This is a genomic window from Mesorhizobium sp. M0768, assembly GCF_040320195.1.
In the GTDB taxonomy this organism is placed as follows: Bacteria; Pseudomonadota; Alphaproteobacteria; order Rhizobiales; family Rhizobiaceae; genus Mesorhizobium.
In genome coordinates this window covers 66,432-82,624 of the sequence record NZ_JAMYPD010000024.1, presented here as the reverse complement: position 1 = coordinate 82,624, position 16,193 = coordinate 66,432, and the positions used below count along the sequence as shown (strand labels likewise).

Below are 16,193 nucleotides of genomic sequence, written 5' to 3'. Positions count from 1 at the left end.
GTGCTCAGCCATGTATCGCAATTTCGCGCAGCGGATCGCCGCCGTCGATGAACAGCCGGCCTTGCGCGGTCAACGCCGCCTTGAGCCGTCGCAGGGCAATTTTTCCTGCTTCGGGATGACGCCCGTCCAGCGCGCCGACGCGCACCGCAACGGCAATGTCGAAGTGCTTCTCATCGGCCTCCAACTCGAAATCCTCGATGGCGATCTGGCGAAGGCTCAGCCGGCCTGCCGCAATCTCGGCGCGCAAGGCGGCCCCGGCCTGCGCGATGGCCTTGGCTGAGCGGTCGATCGCCAGCACGTGCCCGCCGCCGATCCGGCGCGCGATCTCGCGCGCTGCAGCACCCGGTCCGCAGCCGATCTCCAGCACTCGCATGCCCTGCCGCAAAGGCAGCGCATTGACGATCTCCAAAAGCCTTGGCGACAAGTCGTTCGCCATACGCTGTTCTCCAGCTTTTTCACAATCCGAGATTAGCGACCGCGGCCGGCGACGGGAAGGCCGAGAGACGCGGGCATCGCCGATGTGTTCAGCTGGCATGTTCAGCTGGGTGCTGCTTGAGCAGGGGGCATGATCGACATCGAAGAGGCCGACGATCCGGTCTCGACCGCGGGCGACCGGGCGGGCCCGAGCGGCCCGGCGTCGTTGACCTGAGGGGTAGGGAGGGAACTGGCGCCGAGCCTAACCGGTTGGGGGGTAGATCACCGGCCGTTTATGTGTATACGCTCAAGCTAATATAAGAGCAAGCTAATGTTTTGCGTCAGCGATGTTGGACGATTGTTCTGATCATGGCCGGTTGTGGCTTCCTGCCGCGCCCTCCAATCCGGCCAAACACCGCTTATTGCCTTCAAGTCCTGGCTTCAATGCTGTACCCCGGCCCGAAATTCAAGGAGCCTGCGATGACCTCACATCCCGACATCCCCGACGCCAGCATGGCGGTCGATGCGGCCGGCGTGGCAGCCGATGACCGGCGCGCTCGCGAGGCGGATGCCGCATGGCGGGACGATGTTCGCGAGGGCGTGCGGCAGGTGGGTGATCTGGATTCGCTGCCGCTGTCGCCAGCCGAGCGGGCGGCGGCCAAAGCCGCGGCCACGCGCCACAAGGTTCGCATTCCCAAGGCCTATCTCGACCTGATCGACTGGAACGACCCCGCCGATCCGATACGGCTTCAGGTCATCCCGTCGCCCGCCGAACTGGCAGAGCAGGAGGGCGAACTCGACGATCCGATCGCCGACCACGCCTTCAGTCCCGTGCCTAGATTGACGCATCGACATGCCGACCGGGTTCTGTTGTTCCCGACCTATCAATGCGCGGTCTATTGCCGGTTCTGCTTTCGCAAGGAGCAGCTGACCTCGATCGGCCGGGGTTTTTCGCGCGAGGCGCTGGAGCCGGCCTTCGCCTATATCGCGGCCCATCCGGAAATCCGCGAGGTGATCCTGACCGGCGGCGACCCGCTGTCGCTGCCGGACAGGGCGCTGGCGGAAATCCGCGCCCGTGTCGAGGCGATCCAGCATGTGCGGCTGTTGCGCATCCACACTCGCGTACCCGTCGCGCTGCCGTCGCGCGTCACCGGCGGGTTGATTCAAGCCTTGCAGGGCCGGCTGATGGTCACTGTCGTCACCCATTTCAACCACCCACGCGAAATCACGGAGGCGACCGAGCGGGCCTGCCGCACGTTGCGGCAGGGCGGCTTCGTGCTGCTGAACCAGAGCGTTCTGCTGAAAGGCGTGAACGATACGGTCGAGGTGCTGGAAGAACTGTGCCGCGAGCTGATGTATCGCCTTGGCGTCAAACCCTACTACCTGCACCACGGCGATCTCGTGCGCGGCATGGCGCACCGGCGCACCACGATCGCCGAGGGCCAGGCGCTGGTCAGCGCCTTGCGTGCGCGCCTGTCGGGCATCTGCAATCCCGTCTATGTGCTGGACCTGCCGGACGGCGGAGGGAAAGTCCCGCTCGGCCCGTCCTATCTCGAGGCGCGCGAAGGGGAGACGTGGCGAATACGTGGGCTTGATGGGGCGGTGAGGGCGTATAGGGAGGTTGCTGGGGAGTAGGGGACGCGCAGCCGCTGTCCAAGCCAGCCCACCTTGGTGACCTGACATGCAGCCCTTGATCACGGAAGCATGCGTTAACTGCTGTTCTATTTGGTGCTTGCGCAATTGCTAAAATAGTGAAAACGTTGGCCCGGGGTAATGGGTTAGGGGAGTTCGTCCCGGCTGTTGCGAGTTTCGGGGCGGCGCAGAAAAGTCATGAACTTTCCACAGTTCCTGGTGGGGCTGACCACCACATCGTCCATCGTGGCGATCTCGACTTACTTTGCGACGGGTTCAATCTGGAAGACGCTGGCCTGGACGATCTTGACCTTGATCGTCATGCAGGTTGGATATTTCCTGTTCGTCGTCCGGTTGATCTACGGATCCGGGGCGAAAGGCGCGGCGGCAAAGCCGCGGCGTCTGAGGGCTGTGCCGCCGAACCGTCGAGGTCGCATTCAGCTTATGCAGTAATGTCCCATATAGATATCATGGTCTAGACAGGACATGTTCGGTTCTGGGAATGTGCGTTGGACGTTCCGCTAGTTTAGCCAACTAATATATATCGCCCAACTCATATCGTCGTTTTTGGGCTAGCGGGAAAACCTGCCTGCTGCTTGTACGACTGTGCCTAAGGCCACATTTTACAACCGGCTGGCAAGCTCCCTTTCGTTGATGCAGCCTAAATCCGGCTGGTGTTTTCGATGGGCGGTTGAGGCTATAAAGCCGTTCACCCGGGCGGCATCGAGATGCATTTCGGCCGGTCGAGAGGGTTGTGGTGATCGACGGAACGCCAAACGTGATCTTGCTGATCGGCAGCGCCCCCGATGTCGTGCGTTGCGCCGCCTGGCCCAAGCAGGCCTTCGGCAAGATCGTCGCCATCAACAACGCCTGGCGCGTGCGGCCCGACTGGGATTTCCTGGTCCATGCCGGCGATTTCCCGGCGGAGCGGATGCCGCAAGGCGGTCCCCTGCAGCAGGCGCAGATCTTCAGCGCCTCGCATTACGTGCCGGCGCAAAACAGCTTTGGCGGCTTCGTCTATGCCGGGGGCACCATGTCGATGACGGCGGCCTACTGGACGATCCACAGTCAGAAGCCGGACGTGCTGGCATTCCTTGGCTGCGACATGATTTACGACCAGCCCGGCAACACGCATTTTTACGGCGTCGGCCGCGCCGATCCGCTGCGCAACGACGTCACCCTGCGCAACCTCGAGGCGAAGTCGGCCCGCCTGCTCATCCATGCGCTTCGGCGCGGCTGCCTGTGCGTCAACCTATCCGACCTGCCGCGCAGCCGGCTGGTCTTCCCGCGGCTGACGCTCGATGAAGTCGGCGCGCTTTCTTCCTCGCGGCTTTCGGAAATGAAGGCCGAGATGCTTGCCGGCCTGCGGCTCGATCAGGCGGAGGAGGCCGACAGGATCGAGAAGGAACTCGGCTATTTCTTCGAGGACGGCATGTACTGGAAGCACCTCGAAAAGCTCGACGAGAAATTCCTGGCCAACATCGACCGGCTGTGGATGGCGGCGGTGAAGGCGAGCTTGAGCAGTCGGCCGAAGCTGCCGATCTCCCCTACAAGGCGGGAGATCGGCGCGTCGTCCGCTTAGCTTTTGGCCGCCGCGAGCTTGTCTTGCGTCTTGGTCTCGAAATCGCTGGCGTCATGGCGCTCGTGCAGCTGCATCGAAGGCTCGCCGAAGGTGCGGTTGACCATGCGGCCGCGCTTGACCGCCGGCCGCGCGTCGATGGCGTCGGCCCAGCGCTGCACGTTCTTGTACTGCTCCACCTGCAGGAACTCGCCGGAATCGTCATACATACGGCCCTTGGCCAGCCCGCCATACCAGGGCCACACCGCAATGTCGGCAATCGTATAGTCGCTGCCGCCTAAATACTCGCTTTCGGCGAGGCGTCGGTCGAGCACGTCCATCTGCCGCTTGGTTTCCATGGCGAAGCGGTCGATGGCATATTCGATCTTCGTCGGCGCATAGGCGTAGAAATGGCCGAAGCCGCCACCGAGATAGGGCGCCGAGCCCATCTGCCAGAACAGCCATGACAGCGTCTCGGCGCGAGCCGGCTGCTCCGTCGGCAGGAATTCGCCGAATTTTTCGGCGAGGTAGAGCAGGATCGAGCCGGATTCGAAGATGCGGACCGGCTTTTTCCCACTGCGATCCATCATGGCCGGGATCTTCGAGTTGGGGTTGACCTCGACGAAGCCGCTGCCGAACTGGTCGCCGTCGTTGATCCTGATAAGCCAGGCGTCGTATTCGGCGCCGCTGTGGCCGAGCGCCAGAAGTTCCTCCAGCATGATCGTCACCTTGACGCCGTTCGGTGTCGCCAGCGAATAAAGCTGCAGCGGATGCTTGCCGACCGGCAGTTTCTTGTCGTGCGTCGGGCCCGCGATCGGCCGGTTGATGCTGGCGAAAGCGCCGCCATTTGCCTTGTTCCAGGTCCAGACTTTTGGCGGCGTGTATTGGTCCGTTGCGTAGTCGTTCATTTGGGAGGCCTTTGGAAGGGTTGGGTTGGGAGGATATCAGATATCAACGTGGGCAATGGCGGAGGAACTTTGCATAGGGCAGCTTGGGATAGCCGTAGGTACAGATAGGGCTGCCGGCGCTGTTGCAAAACCCCGGCGCGAACGGCGCGGCGCCGGTCCACGCCAAAGCCGGCGCCACCTCTTGCGCCTGATCACCTGCGCCATACCTATAGCCCATATCAGCTGCGAACATTGCCAGGAACCAAAGCATGAATATCGAACCCCTTTTGCGATCCATCGTGGCCGTCCGCGCCACCGTGCCAGAGGACGCCTTCACGGCAAATACACTTGGCACCCGCCGCGAGGGCAGTGGCGTGGTCATCCGCGGCGACGGGCTGGTACTCACCATCGGCTATCTCATCACCGAGGCCGAGGAGGTCTGGCTGGCCGACCAGGACGGGCGCGTGGTTCCCGCCCATGCGCTCGCCTACGACCAGGAGTCGGGCTTCGGCCTGGTGCAGGCGCTGGCGCCGCTCGGGCTGCCCGCCATTGCGCTCGGCGATGCGTCCAGGGCCAAGATCGGCGATCCCGTCGTGCTCGCCGACGGCGTCGGCCGCTCCGTGCGGGCGCGGATCGTCACCAAGCAGGAATTCGCCGGCTATTGGGAATATCTGCTCGACGAGGCGATCTTCACGGCGCCGGCTCACCCCTCATGGGGCGGCGCCGGCCTCATCGGCGCGGATGGCAGGCTGCTCGGCATCGGTTCACTGCGCCTGCAGATGAGCCGCAACGGCGAGGTCGCCGACATCAACATGGTGGTGCCGATCGATCTTCTGCCGCCCATCCTCGACGATCTGCTGACGCGCGGGCAGGTCGCCAGGCCGCCGCGGCCGTGGCTCGGCGCCTTCTCGGCCGAGAGCGACGGCAAGGTCGTGGTGATGAGCGTCGCCGAGGGCGGTCCAGCCGCCCAGGCGGGCCTTCGCCAAGGCGATGTCATCTCGGATGTCCGCGACACGGCGGTCGATGGGCTTGCCGATTTTTATCGCAAGCTTTGGAAGAGCGGCCCGGCGGGTGCCGAGATCCCGCTCCGGGTGCTGCGCGATGGCCGCGAAACCTGGCTGCGCGTCAAGTCCGCCGATCGCAACAGCCTGCTGTGGAAGCCGCCGCTGCAGTGAGGCAACCGAAACCTCTCACTCTCCGCAAGCGCTGAAGCCAGTGCCCGGGGTCCATTCCGCAAATGGGATGACCTTGCCTTCGACCGATACGGTCGCTTGCCTGGTGCTGCCGTCCGCCAGCTTCTTGCTGCTTTTGCCCTTGCCGGTCAGCACATTGTAGTCGCAGTCGCCGGCAACATTGTCGTCCATGTAATCCCAATAATCGTAGGCAAAACCGGCGACGACGAACGTGCCGTTGCGCCAGGCGAGCGTCAGCGTCTTATTGGTCCGCTCGCTGCCGATCTCCATCGCCGGAACATAGAGCTTGATCGAACCGTTGGGGAGCGCGGTGAGTTCGGGCTCGGTGTCGGATGTGGCGGGGCCCGGCCGGTCATAATCCTTCCATTCGCCGTAAATCTGTTCATGCACGACCCCGGCAGGTTTTAGAAAATCGCCATCGCGATCCTTGAGGAAAAAATACATGTCCATGGGATGGCCGGGCTCGGTCTCCACGATCATCGCCAGATCGGCGGCGCCGTCGCTGTTCCAGTCGCCGGTCGCCGCCGTGATGATCTTCTGCGTCTCGATCGGTTCTGCCAGGGCGGCGGCCGGCAGCAGCAGGACCAGACCGAATATTGTCGATCGCATGTAGATCCCCTCGCGCTTGGGCAGGCCTGAGATCATGCTTCTCAGGAGGCCCGGCTCTGCCGCGTCTCGGAACGGCTCGTCTCGTTGAGCAGCCGGCAGAGCGAAACCGCTTCACGACGGCTCAGGCCGATCAGCGCGATTTGCGAAAATTGCGCCGGCAGATCGTGAACGATGTCCCACACCATCCATCGGCCGTTCGGCTCCATGACACATTCGTAGCGCAATAATTGTTCCTGCATCCGACCCCCCGGCTTTGCTCATCGGACTGGTACAGCGTCGAGGTAAATGAGTTGTTGCGCCGCGAGAGTATTCCGCGGCTGTCAAAACCAGGCGTTGAATCCCCACAGGGGCGAACCCGACAGGTCACGGCTGACGGTGCCGATACTCTCGACAAGGCGGCAGGGCAGGGACGCTTCCGGCGTGAACGGCGGCCACCGCTAGAATTGGATCAGGCGTTGCGGCTCGCCATATGCGCGTCGAGCTTCCTCCTCGAGGGGCCGTAGCGCTTGATGATGGTCGCGGCCTCGCTTTGCGGTATGCCGTATTTGCGGGCAAAGGCAGCGACCTCGTAAGGCTCTTCGCCTGAGACCAGTTTGCGATCCTGCTTGGTCTTGGATTTGTCGTCGGCCATGGCGTCCTCCATCACATCTGGTCGTTATAGGGCTCCTTAGTCCGGCCGACCATCCTGGCCAGTTCGGCAAAGGACGGTACGCCGGTTTCACCCTGGGCATTGTTGGCCGCCTGCAGCAGCCTGAGCGGAAAGCAGACGGCGTCGCGGTTGGATGGCGACATGTCTTCATAGAGACGCTCCTCGCTGGTCATCGCCGCCTCGGCCCGGCGCAACGCCATGTCGACCTCGTCGACCGACAGCAGGCCCTTGTGGACCAGCGCGTTGTTGACGGCCGCGATCGCCATCATCAATCCTTCGAGCTGGAGATTGGCGACGTTCATCGTCTTGCGTCCTTGCCGGGCTTCTTGGCGGTGGCCTTGCCGTCTGGCCGGATCGCTGCGCGCGGCGGGTTCTGGCCCTCCGAATGCAGGGTCCTGTCGTCGAAATCGTCAGCCGGCCTGGTCAATCCCATGCCGCCGGGAGGTGGCTTGTTGCCGGCCGCATCCTGCGAAAATTCGTCGGCCGCGTCGGGGCTCGTCTTTGCCGGATATTTCCTCGCTCCGGTCTCGTAGCGGTTCGGGTCGTCGGCCATGTCCTGTGCTCCCGTTGCAATGAGCAGATAACTTTCATGCGGCGGCAGCGGTTCCGTGGCGAAATCGACCTTGCCGGTGCGCAAGCCTTCGCAATCTGCGACCACGACTACGAGGATTGCCCGAAGCGCAGAACCGATGCCGGACGGCAGAAGCAGACGCCAGGCAACGCGTCCCAGCCCGCAGCCGCGGCTGCAGGGGAAATCGGCTGGCCACCCTGAACCACCCGCCGGTCCGGCCGGCTGCCCCGAAGGTCTTTCCATATCCAGAGGATTGCAATGCCGCCACTATTGTGGGCAAAAGCAGCACGGGCAATCAGGTTGGGGTGGGGTGATGACCGAAACGCAAGGCAATTCAAGCCGTCCGCAGGGCAAGCCGGGGATGGCATCGGGGTCGATCGGTTCCGGCCTGATCGCACTTGTCATCGTGGCGCTCGGCGTCTCTGCGCTGTTTGGATCCTGGTACACGATCGATCAGGGCGACCGCGGCGTGCTCTTGACCAACGGAGCGCTGAGTTCGGTCGTTGATCCCGGACTGCATTTCAAGCTGCCGTGGTTACAGCGTGTCGAGAAGATCAGCCTGCGCCAGCAGGTGCTCAAATGGGGCTGCGAGAACCAGAACGATTGCAGCGGCCTGCCGGCCATGCAGGCCTATTCGCGCGACCAGCAACCGGCCGACATGCGCGTCACCGTCAATTTCCACGTGCCGGCCGCCGAAGTCAGCAACGTCTACACCAATTATGGATCGATCGAGGCACTGGCCGACCGCGTCATTGCCAGGAAAGCACCGCAGGAGATCAAGACGGTGTTCGGCCAGTACGACGCGGTGTCGGTTATCCAGAACCGGGCGAAGTTCAACAAGGACGTCGCCGAGGCCATCGCGGCGGTAACCGACGGCCCGGTGATGATCGACAGCGTGCAGGTCGAGAACATCGACTTCTCCGACGCCTACGAGCAGGCGGTCGAAGCCAGGATGACGGCGCAGGTCGAGGTGCAGAAGCAGGAACAGAACCTGCAGCAGGAAAAGATCAAGGCCGATATCGCCGTCACCCAGGCCAAGGGCCGCGCCGACAGCGTCAAGGCCGAAGCCGAGGCCAGCGCCTACAAGACCAGGGTCGAAGGCGATGCGACCGCGGGCGCCATCAAGGCTCGCGCCGCCGCAATCGCCAACAATCCGCTGCTGGTCGAACTGACCAAGGCGGAGAGATGGAACGGCGAATTGCCGAAGTCGATGATCCCGGGCTCGACCGTACCGTTCCTCGAACTCAGCACGCCTGCCGCAGCATCGAACTGAGGCGCGGCGCAAACCAGATCAGGGCGGCGGCGCGATAGCCGTCCTGGTGCGGTTACGGCTGAAGCACGGCGCCTCGGGCGATTGCCTGCGTTTGACCTGGAAAAGCTGTCAGCAGCTCCATTCCCGCCGGCCAGTCGCCGAGCCCGCTGTCGCCATTGATGTGGCCAAGCGGTCCGGCGATATGGAGATCGCTGCCCCATCGCTCGGATTTCGCCCTGGCATGGTCCAGCGAGCCGTAGGGATCGTTGGTGCTGGCGACAATCAGCGACGGAAAGCGAAGCCGTTGTTGCGGTGCGTCGGCGAAGGCCCGGGCGGAGGAGGGGAAGGCCGGCGACGCAGGGTCCGGAACCGCGACCAGCAACGCGCCGCCGATAGAGCGGGGGGAGATCCGCTGCCAGTGTACGACCAGCAGACAGCCGAGGCTATGGGCGACGAGCACCGGCGGTGTCCTTGCCTGGCATACAGCGGTTTCCAGCGCAGCCACCCAGTCGTCGACGTCCGGCGCGTCCCAACTCGCCGGGTTGAACCGCCGCATCGCCGGGTTTGCCTGCTGCCAACGTGTCTGCCAGTGGGCTTCGCCCGATCCGCCGATGCCCGGCACAATGATGAAGTCGGTCATGCGAAGCCCTTCTTTCCTGATGCAGCGCGTGCAATTCTAGGTCTTCTCCCAGGTGGCGGAATGAGAGATCATCGGAAAGCAGCGACGAAATCCGATGGATTAAAGGGCGATCATGCGGAACGGCGATTATCGGCCAAGGCTCGATCCCACCGATCTGGCGATCATTGAGATCATGCAGGAGGATGGCCGCATCGGCATCTCCGAGCTTGGCCGCCGCGTCGGACTGTCCCAGCCCGCCACCTCGGAACGGGTGAAGCGGCTGGAGGAGCGCGGCGTCATCACCGGTTACAAGGCGGTGATCAATTCGGCAGCGCTCGGGCTCGGCACCATGGCGGTCATCCGCCTGCGCACCACGCATGAGCATATCCAGGCCTGCCTGAAGAAGTTCGCCCAATTGCCGGAGGTGGTCGAGGTGCTGCGGGTGACCGGCGAGGATTGTTTTCTGGTCAAGGTCGTGGTCCCGTCACCGCCCGATCTTGAAAGCATCGTCGACAGCATCGGCCACTACGGCACGGTGACGACAAATGTGGTTCTGCGCGCCGAGCAACCGAAGCGGCTGGGACGCGAATTGATGACCAGGGCCTGACCGGTCTATCGCTTGGTCTGCGTATGCCCGACGGCATTGGCGAACGAGATGCCGCCCTTGATCTCGCGCATCGCCATCGAGGTGATCGTGCGCCGCACGCCGGGCAGCCGGCTGAGCTCCTCGCGCAGCATCCTGTCGAGCGCCATCATGTCGACGGTGACGATCTGCAGGAGATAGTCGGCCTCGCCAGTCGTGGCGTGGCAGCGGCGGATCAGCGGATGCTTCTGCACTGCCGCCTCGAAGGCGTCCGACAGTTCGAAATCGATCGACACCTGGATGAAGGCCTCGATGCCGAAGCCGAGCTTGGCCGGGTCGATCCGGGTCGAGTAACCGCGGATGACGCCGGCGTCCTCAAGCGCCTTGACCCGCTTCCAGCACGGCGTCTTGCTCAAGCCGACCTCGTCGGCGAGCGCGGCAAAGGAGATGCGGGCCTCACGTTCGAGCGCCGCGACGATCTTCCGGTCGACCGCATCCAGCATCATTCGTTCTTCCTATCCGCTTCAGATGCAGTGTTTGTCCTTCATTTTGCGCTAATCGAATAACAGAAAGGGACAATGTTCGGCAAGAAAGCGATTAGACTCGGGAACGGGATCCAACAAGCGCCTGCGGCCCAACGGCCGCGGCAAGGAGCATGGCCATGGACAAGCAGGATTATTATGCCCGCATCGAAACGCCTGAGATGCGCGACTATGGCGTCTACCTCAAATGCGACAGGCTGCTGGCCTGCCAGAAGCCGCTGGCCGAGATGGTGAATGCCGACGAGTTGCAGTTCCAGATCGTGCATCAGGTCGAGGAGCTGTGGATGAAGCTCATCGCCTATACGCTGGTCGATGTCGTTGATTTCCTGGAAAAGCAGGACACGCATCGCATCGTCACGCTGATGGGGCGCGTGCATCGGCTGATCCGGCTGATGACGGCGCAGCTCGACCTGCTCGAAACCATGTCGCCCAAGGAGTACCAGCAGATCCGGCTGCAGCTCGGCAATGGCAGCGGTCAGGAATCGCCGGGTTTCAAGCAGCTGCTGCGTCTGCCGCCCGATCTGTGGCTGGCCTTCAAGGCGTCGTACCTCGACGACCGCGGCCTTTCGGTCGAGGATGTCTACGATACCGGCTACGATCACGGCGACAGCTATGTCGTTGCCGAAGCGCTGATCGAGTTCGACGAGCTGTTCCAGAAATTCCGTGCCAACCACCTCTATCTCATCCACCGCACGATCGGCCTCGGCGCGAAATCGCTGAAGGGCCGGCCGGTCGAATTGCTGGAAGCCGGCGCCCGCCACCGCTTCTTCCCGGAACTCTGGGACATACGCTGGGCGATGACCGACCGCTGGGGCAGCCAGTATGGAACGGTACGGGAGCCGATCAGCAAGCCGGGGGTCAAGGTGGGGTAGTACAACCTTCCTTCTCCCCTTGTGGGAGAAGGTGGATCGGCGCGCAGCGCCGAGACGGATGAGGGGTGTTGGACGGAGTGCCGCCGGTGCCAAGCTGGAGCACCCCTCATCCGTCGCCTTCGGCGACACCTTCTCCCACAAGGGGAGAAGGGAAGGCGCCACTTTGGTGCCGGCGCTTGTATCTCTCAGGTTTTTCGGGGGATGATGTCGGGCTTGCGGCTGGTGGTGCGTCCTTGGGGCACAACCACCGTAACTCTTGGGAGGACATCATGACCTTGGAAACCGCTCAATCATCCGTTCAGTCGCCGTGGCAGATCGCGGCAATCCTTATCGCCCGCCTGATCTTTGCCGCCGTCTTCCTGATGGCCGTGATCTTCAAATTCGTCGATATCGGCGCCACCGCCGGCTATATCGCGGCGGCCGGGTTTCCATTCCCGCTCTTCCTGGCCTGGTGCGCAGCCCTGCTCGAGGTCGTCCTCGTTCTATGCTTCCTGACCGGCGCCTTCTTCTCATGGGCAGCACTTGTCGCCGCCGCCTATGTGCTGTTCCTCGGCATTGCCTTCCACGGGCCGTCGCACTGGGCCGGCAACCAGGCCGAGTTCGGCTTCTTCGTCGATCACTTCACCTTCCTGGCCGGGCTGCTGTTCGCCGCCGTGCACGGGCCGGGCCGCGTCCTGGCGCTGAGGCTTGGCAGGGGGTGATGCCAAGCTTGCTGCGGCGGTCATCCTCGGTCGCCGCGTCACATCTGGTCGTTGTAAGGTTCCTTGATCTGACCGACCATGCGCGCCAGTTTCGAGAAGGACGGCATGTCCGTCTCCGGCTGACATTGATTGGCCAACTCCAGCAACCGGATCGGGAAGTTGACGGCATCGCGGCTCGACGCCGACATGCCTTCGGACCTTTCCTCGTTGGTCTCGCTGGCTTCGGCCTTGCGCAAGGCGATGTCTATCTCTTCGACGGAGACCACGCCCTTGCGGACCAGGACCTGATTGATCGATGCGATGGCCATCAGCAGGCCTTCGAGTTGCAGATTGGCGACGTTCATGGCTTTTGCTCCCATTGGCTGGGGTTCAAACGCGCGAATGCCTGTTCTGATCCGCGGCTGCGGCTGCTCGTCGGCCGGTGAGATGCCTCGGCAAATGGAGGAAGCGCCAATTGCCGACGCTGCGTTCGCGCCCACAAAGTGGCTGGCGGGCAACGCGAGGCGCCGAAGAGAATTCGGTTCTTTTGTCGCAACGCCACATTTTGTTCTTGCTTTGTGCCGGCAGCTATGCTACTAATCTGGGTATGGTGCTAATTGGCTCCAACGACCCGCCCACAGAGGCGGGTTTTTGTTTTCAGGCTTCTTTTTGATCGAACGTTGCTTGTGTTGCCGGCTTTAAGTCGGCGGGACAGCGCCCGGGACAGTACCCCCCTCTGGCCTGCCGGCCATCTCCCCCTCAAGTGGGGAGATTGGCGGTTTCGGCGTTGCGCTCTTCCTGCAACGTTGGAGATTGGCGAAAGCCGGCGCGAAAGCCGATCTCCCCCCAAGTGGGGGAGATGTCCGGCAGGACAGAGAGGGGCGCGAAGGAATGCAGCCTAGCGGTCTTCTTGGAAGGTCAATCGGGAGGCGGACAAGGCGAGGCGCTGAACGGAATTCGCATTTTTCTGCCGCCGTGCCACATTTTGTTCTTGCTTTGTGCCGGCAGCTATGCTATTAATTTGGGTATGGTGCCAATTGGCTCCAACGACCCGCCCGCCGAGGCGGGTTTTTTGTTTTCAGGCCGGTTCGGAGACGATCACGGCGAGCGAGGCGAGCTTTCCGTCACTCAGGCTTCGGATATAGTTGCGGCGGCGCTGCAGGAATTCCGCGCCCATGACGACTTCATTTGCCTGCTGCTGCGCCGGCGAGGGCACGACGCCGGAATTGGCCCTCTTCAGCGCCAGCTCAACATGTTCGCCGGTTTCGTCGACGATTTCGTCGATGCGAAATCCGGCATCGACAAACAGGGTTTTCAATTTTTCCCGATCGGCGAGGTGGCTGGTCGCCGCAGAAACCGCCCAGGGCATGGGATAGTAGGGCTCGCCGCCGGCGAGCACGGCTTCGGTCCAGATCAGCCTGCCTCGCGGTTTCAGCACGCGCCAGGCCTCGTCGATGACCGCGGCTTTGTTCTCGATGTTCATGCCCACATAGAAGCAGATCGCCGCATCGAAGGTGCTGTCGCCAAAAGGCAGTTTCGTTGCGTCGGCCTGATGGAAGCGAACTTTGTCTGCCAGTCCGCTGAGTGCGGTCAGTCGGCTCGACGCGGCGACAAAGGCTGGTGTCAGGTCGATGCCGTCGACCTCGCAGCCATAGGCCGAGGCCAGAAACCTTGCCGGCCCGCCAATGCCGCTGCCGATATCCAGGATTCGATCTGTCGGCGAAGGAGCAAGACGGGCCGCATGCTCCTGCGTGGCGGTCAGTTCGCGGCCATGGAACTGATCGAACGGATAGAGTTGCGCGGCCGCGAGTTTTCCGGCCGGGTCGGCGTCCGGGATCGCGGCCAATATGCGATCGACGATGCCGTCGCTGCCGTAGTGACTGGTGACATTGCCCATGACGCGTTCCCCTCAAGCGCAACCACCATCCCATCAACGCAAGTCTCACGCAATGCCCGCCCTTTTCGCCCCTCCTTCCAGCCGTTCACCGACGAGGGTGCGAGGTCGTCAGTGCATTTTCTGCCGCCGCGCCACATTTTGTTCTTGCTTTGTGCCGGCAGCTATGCTACTAATTTGGGTATGGTGCCAATTGGCTCCAACGACCCGCCCGCCGAGGCGGGTTTTTCATTCAGGCCTCTTCGTGCCCGTAAGTTCCCCTACCTGGGTGGCGTGGAAAGCATAGAAGCGATAAGCCAGACAATTCCGACCAAAACCAAGACAGAGACTCGAAACCAACCGAGCAGGCCATGCTTGCGTAGATGATCCTCGACTTTTCTGGGCGGTTCGAAAAAACCTATCTTTGGCCGGTCGACGAAGCAAAGTTTGACCCGGTCCAGCAAGCTCAATTCGGTCTTTTTGTCCAACTCTACCTCGCAACTGGCGCCATTCCTCAAGGCATCAGTTCGCCGCGCTGTGGCGATCATCTCGCGTCAGGTCCAGAATCGCAAGCCAGCTATTATCCGCAAATTCCATCACGCGCCCATTTCAGAGAACACCCCATGTCCAACCGTTACGCCACCATCATCACCGACGATGACGGCCGAGAGGTCGTCAGCGCTATTGGCGAGTTCGCCGGCGCCGCACCCTATGCCCGCCATGGCCGCTTCGAGCAGGTGGCCGCCGGCGTGCGGATCGGCATGGTGCGCGGCGGTACCGTCGATGCGGTCGGCGGCTTCGGCTTCCCGTCGGGAGCACTCGACGACAAGGCGGTGGCAATTCTCAGGGCAAGGCTGAATGCCTTGCCCGACGCCGGTGCGATGAAGCCCGGCACGACGACTGATGCGAAACCGGCAAGCCAGCTGCGGAAGCCGAAGTCCGCACTCGCCGGCAAGAAGGCCAGGCCGCGCAAGCGCATCGTGCGGCCAGGCAACAAGAAGCCGATGTCCGCCGGGACGGCGGAGTAGGGCATGGCCAAGGCTCCTTCTACCGGCGATCCGCAGCCGCACGATCAAGCACCCGGCAAGCCCGGCCGAACCAGGCGGGCGAAGAAGACGCTGGCCGACGGCTTTCTCGAAGCGATCCGCGCCGATTTTCGCGCCCATGGCGCCGGCGTCATCGCCGAGGTGCGCGCCGAAAAGCCCGATCAGTATCTGAAGCTCGTGCTGTCGGTGCTGCCCAAGGATCTTAATGTCAACATCAACAATCTGGATGCATTGAGCGATGACGAAATCAGGCAGCGCATCCGCGGCCTCGAAGCCGTCCTTAGGCCGTTCCTCGAGAAGCCGGGCTTCGCAAAAGGCCTCGCAGAGCCGGGCGGCAAGGACGGAATATCTCAGCCTGCTGGCGGAGCTGGACCGCAGGCGCCGCACTAACCAGCTTGCCGCCTATCGGCCCTATCCCCGGCAGGCCGAGTTCCATGCAGCCGGCGCGACCAATCGCGAGCGCCTGTTCATGGCCGGCAACCAGCTCGGCAAGACCAGGGCCGGCGGCGCCGAATGGGCGATGCATCTCACCGGCCGCTATCCCGACTCGTGGCAAGGCAAGGTTTTCGATTGTCCGGTTCGGATGTGGGCGGCCGGCGTCACCGGCGAAAGCACGCGCGACAACCCGCAGCGCATCCTGATCGGCCCGCCGCAGCAGCAGGCGGCCTGGGGCACCGGCATGATCCCGGCCGACGCCCTCGTCAGCACGATGGCGGGACGGGCGCCGGGCGCGCTCGACAGCGTCGTGGTGCGCTGGGGCGGCGGCGGCGACGTCCAGGCCGGTGAATCGGTGCTGTCGTTCAAGAGCTACGAGAAGGGTCGCGAGAAATGGCAGGGCGAAACGCTGCACGGCGTCTGGTTCGACGAGGAACCGCCGCTCGACATCTATTCCGAAGGGCTGACCCGCACCAACGCCACCGGCGGCATCACCATCGTCACCTTCACGCCGTTGCTCGGCATGAGCGATGTGGTGCTGTTGTTCTTGTCGGCGGAGGAGGTGGGAGGGATGGGGAGGGGGTGAGGCGCACACTCGCACAACTCGCGTTCCTTCGCGCCCCCCTCTGTCCTGCCGGACATCTCCCCCACTTGGGGGGAGATTGGCAGTTTCCGCGTCCCGCCTGCCTGCAACCGTTGAAGATTGGCGAAAGCTGGAGTGGCATCCGATCTCCCCCCTTGTGGGGGAGATGTCCGGCAGGACAGAGAGGGGCACGGT

At 63.1% G+C, this 16,193-nt stretch carries 22 protein-coding genes; 11 read left to right on the top strand and 11 right to left on the bottom strand.

The window, feature by feature from the left end:
* Window positions 1-4: 4 nt before the first annotated feature.
* Window positions 5-436: an SAM-dependent methyltransferase gene (locus NKI08_RS25610; RefSeq protein WP_352773105.1), complete on the bottom strand. Its 432-nt coding sequence runs from the start codon at window positions 434-436 to the stop codon at window positions 5-7.
* 491 nt (window positions 437-927) lie between these two features.
* On the opposite strand from NKI08_RS25610, the gene NKI08_RS25605 reads away from it, so the two are divergent.
* The 3 genes from NKI08_RS25605 (at window position 928) to NKI08_RS25595 (ending at window position 3,628) form a co-directional block, all read left to right on the top strand.
* Window positions 928-2,049, top strand: coding sequence for a KamA family radical SAM protein (locus tag NKI08_RS25605; protein WP_502895695.1), 1,122 nt, complete (start codon window positions 928-930; stop codon window positions 2,047-2,049).
* Between the two features lie 195 nt (window positions 2,050-2,244).
* Complete coding sequence (locus NKI08_RS25600; RefSeq protein WP_352472098.1) at window positions 2,245-2,499, top strand: exopolysaccharide production repressor protein; 255 nt, start codon at window positions 2,245-2,247, stop codon at window positions 2,497-2,499.
* Window positions 2,500-2,824: 325 nt separating this feature from the next.
* A complete protein-coding gene (locus NKI08_RS25595) occupies window positions 2,825-3,628 on the top strand; it encodes a hypothetical protein (protein WP_352773102.1) in 804 nt (267 codons plus the stop codon).
* On the opposite strand, the gene yghU is transcribed toward NKI08_RS25595, so the two are convergent.
* The gene (gene yghU / locus NKI08_RS25590; RefSeq protein ID WP_352453698.1) at window positions 3,625-4,512 is read right to left on the bottom strand and encodes a glutathione-dependent disulfide-bond oxidoreductase; all 888 of its coding nucleotides are present in this window, start codon (window positions 4,510-4,512) and stop codon (window positions 3,625-3,627) included. The two genes, NKI08_RS25595 and yghU, sit on opposite strands and share 4 nt — an antisense overlap.
* A gap of 248 nt (window positions 4,513-4,760) precedes the next feature.
* Here yghU and NKI08_RS25585 point away from each other — a divergent pair, with 248 nt between their 5' ends.
* The gene (locus NKI08_RS25585; protein WP_023675699.1) at window positions 4,761-5,666 is read left to right on the top strand and encodes a S1C family serine protease; all 906 of its coding nucleotides are present in this window, start codon (window positions 4,761-4,763) and stop codon (window positions 5,664-5,666) included.
* A gap of 15 nt (window positions 5,667-5,681) precedes the next feature.
* On the opposite strand, the gene NKI08_RS25580 is transcribed toward NKI08_RS25585, so the two are convergent.
* The 5 genes from NKI08_RS25580 to NKI08_RS25560 form a co-directional block, all read right to left on the bottom strand.
* A complete protein-coding gene (locus NKI08_RS25580; protein WP_352472095.1) occupies window positions 5,682-6,293 on the bottom strand; it encodes a hypothetical protein in 612 nt (203 codons plus the stop codon).
* A 41-nt stretch (window positions 6,294-6,334) separates the two neighbouring features.
* On the bottom strand, window positions 6,335-6,532 hold the full coding sequence (locus NKI08_RS25575; RefSeq protein WP_352472094.1) for a hypothetical protein: 198 nt from the start codon (window positions 6,530-6,532) through the stop codon (window positions 6,335-6,337).
* Window positions 6,533-6,741: 209 nt separating this feature from the next.
* Window positions 6,742-6,924 carry a DUF3606 domain-containing protein gene (locus NKI08_RS25570; RefSeq protein WP_023675702.1) on the bottom strand — a complete coding sequence of 61 codons (183 nt, stop codon included), beginning with the start codon at window positions 6,922-6,924 and terminating at the stop codon, window positions 6,742-6,744.
* 11 nt (window positions 6,925-6,935) lie between these two features.
* Window positions 6,936-7,244 carry a hypothetical protein gene (locus NKI08_RS25565; RefSeq protein ID WP_352472092.1) on the bottom strand — a complete coding sequence of 103 codons (309 nt, stop codon included), beginning with the start codon at window positions 7,242-7,244 and terminating at the stop codon, window positions 6,936-6,938.
* Window positions 7,241-7,600 carry a hypothetical protein gene (locus NKI08_RS25560; protein ID WP_352773097.1) on the bottom strand — a complete coding sequence of 120 codons (360 nt, stop codon included), beginning with the start codon at window positions 7,598-7,600 and terminating at the stop codon, window positions 7,241-7,243. Before NKI08_RS25560 ends, NKI08_RS25565 begins: the two co-directional genes overlap by 4 nt.
* A 226-nt stretch (window positions 7,601-7,826) precedes the next feature.
* Between NKI08_RS25560 and NKI08_RS25555 the strand changes: the two genes are divergently transcribed.
* Window positions 7,827-8,786 (top strand): prohibitin family protein, encoded by a 960-nt coding sequence (locus NKI08_RS25555; protein WP_352773094.1) that lies wholly within the window; start codon window positions 7,827-7,829, stop codon window positions 8,784-8,786.
* Between the two features lie 52 nt (window positions 8,787-8,838).
* Here the strand turns inward: NKI08_RS25555 and NKI08_RS25550 are convergent, their stop codons facing one another.
* Window positions 8,839-9,405, bottom strand: coding sequence for an RBBP9/YdeN family alpha/beta hydrolase (locus tag NKI08_RS25550; RefSeq protein WP_352773092.1), 567 nt, complete (start codon window positions 9,403-9,405; stop codon window positions 8,839-8,841).
* A 112-nt stretch (window positions 9,406-9,517) separates the two neighbouring features.
* Between NKI08_RS25550 and NKI08_RS25545 the strand changes: the two genes are divergently transcribed.
* On the top strand, window positions 9,518-9,991 hold the full coding sequence (locus NKI08_RS25545) for an Lrp/AsnC family transcriptional regulator (RefSeq protein ID WP_352453704.1): 474 nt from the start codon (window positions 9,518-9,520) through the stop codon (window positions 9,989-9,991).
* Window positions 9,992-9,996: 5 nt separating this feature from the next.
* On the opposite strand, the gene NKI08_RS25540 is transcribed toward NKI08_RS25545, so the two are convergent.
* Complete coding sequence (locus tag NKI08_RS25540; protein WP_502897310.1) at window positions 9,997-10,473, bottom strand: Lrp/AsnC family transcriptional regulator; 477 nt, start codon at window positions 10,471-10,473, stop codon at window positions 9,997-9,999.
* Window positions 10,474-10,628: 155 nt separating this feature from the next.
* On the opposite strand from NKI08_RS25540, the gene NKI08_RS25535 reads away from it, so the two are divergent.
* Together NKI08_RS25535 and NKI08_RS25530 are read left to right on the top strand one after the other, a co-directional pair.
* Window positions 10,629-11,381, top strand: coding sequence for a tryptophan 2,3-dioxygenase family protein (locus NKI08_RS25535; RefSeq protein WP_352773089.1), 753 nt, complete (start codon window positions 10,629-10,631; stop codon window positions 11,379-11,381).
* A gap of 269 nt (window positions 11,382-11,650) precedes the next feature.
* Window positions 11,651-12,082 (top strand): DoxX family protein, encoded by a 432-nt coding sequence (locus NKI08_RS25530; RefSeq protein ID WP_352773086.1) that lies wholly within the window; start codon window positions 11,651-11,653, stop codon window positions 12,080-12,082.
* Window positions 12,083-12,120: 38 nt separating this feature from the next.
* Here the strand turns inward: NKI08_RS25530 and NKI08_RS25525 are convergent, their stop codons facing one another.
* Window positions 12,121-12,426: a hypothetical protein gene (locus tag NKI08_RS25525; protein ID WP_352472199.1), complete on the bottom strand. Its 306-nt coding sequence runs from the start codon at window positions 12,424-12,426 to the stop codon at window positions 12,121-12,123.
* A gap of 713 nt (window positions 12,427-13,139) precedes the next feature.
* Window positions 13,140-13,958: a class I SAM-dependent methyltransferase gene (locus NKI08_RS25520; RefSeq protein ID WP_352773083.1), complete on the bottom strand. Its 819-nt coding sequence runs from the start codon at window positions 13,956-13,958 to the stop codon at window positions 13,140-13,142.
* Between the two features lie 599 nt (window positions 13,959-14,557).
* Here NKI08_RS25520 and NKI08_RS25515 point away from each other — a divergent pair.
* The 3 genes from NKI08_RS25515 (at window position 14,558) to NKI08_RS25505 (ending at window position 16,001) form a co-directional block, all read left to right on the top strand.
* A complete protein-coding gene (locus tag NKI08_RS25515; RefSeq protein WP_352773080.1) occupies window positions 14,558-14,962 on the top strand; it encodes a hypothetical protein in 405 nt (134 codons plus the stop codon).
* Window positions 14,963-14,965: 3 nt separating this feature from the next.
* A complete protein-coding gene (locus NKI08_RS25510; RefSeq protein WP_352501189.1) occupies window positions 14,966-15,370 on the top strand; it encodes a hypothetical protein in 405 nt (134 codons plus the stop codon).
* Between the two features lie 79 nt (window positions 15,371-15,449).
* Window positions 15,450-16,001: a terminase large subunit domain-containing protein gene (locus tag NKI08_RS25505; RefSeq protein ID WP_502899666.1), complete on the top strand. Its 552-nt coding sequence runs from the start codon at window positions 15,450-15,452 to the stop codon at window positions 15,999-16,001.
* The last annotated feature ends 192 nt before the right edge of the window (window positions 16,002-16,193 follow it).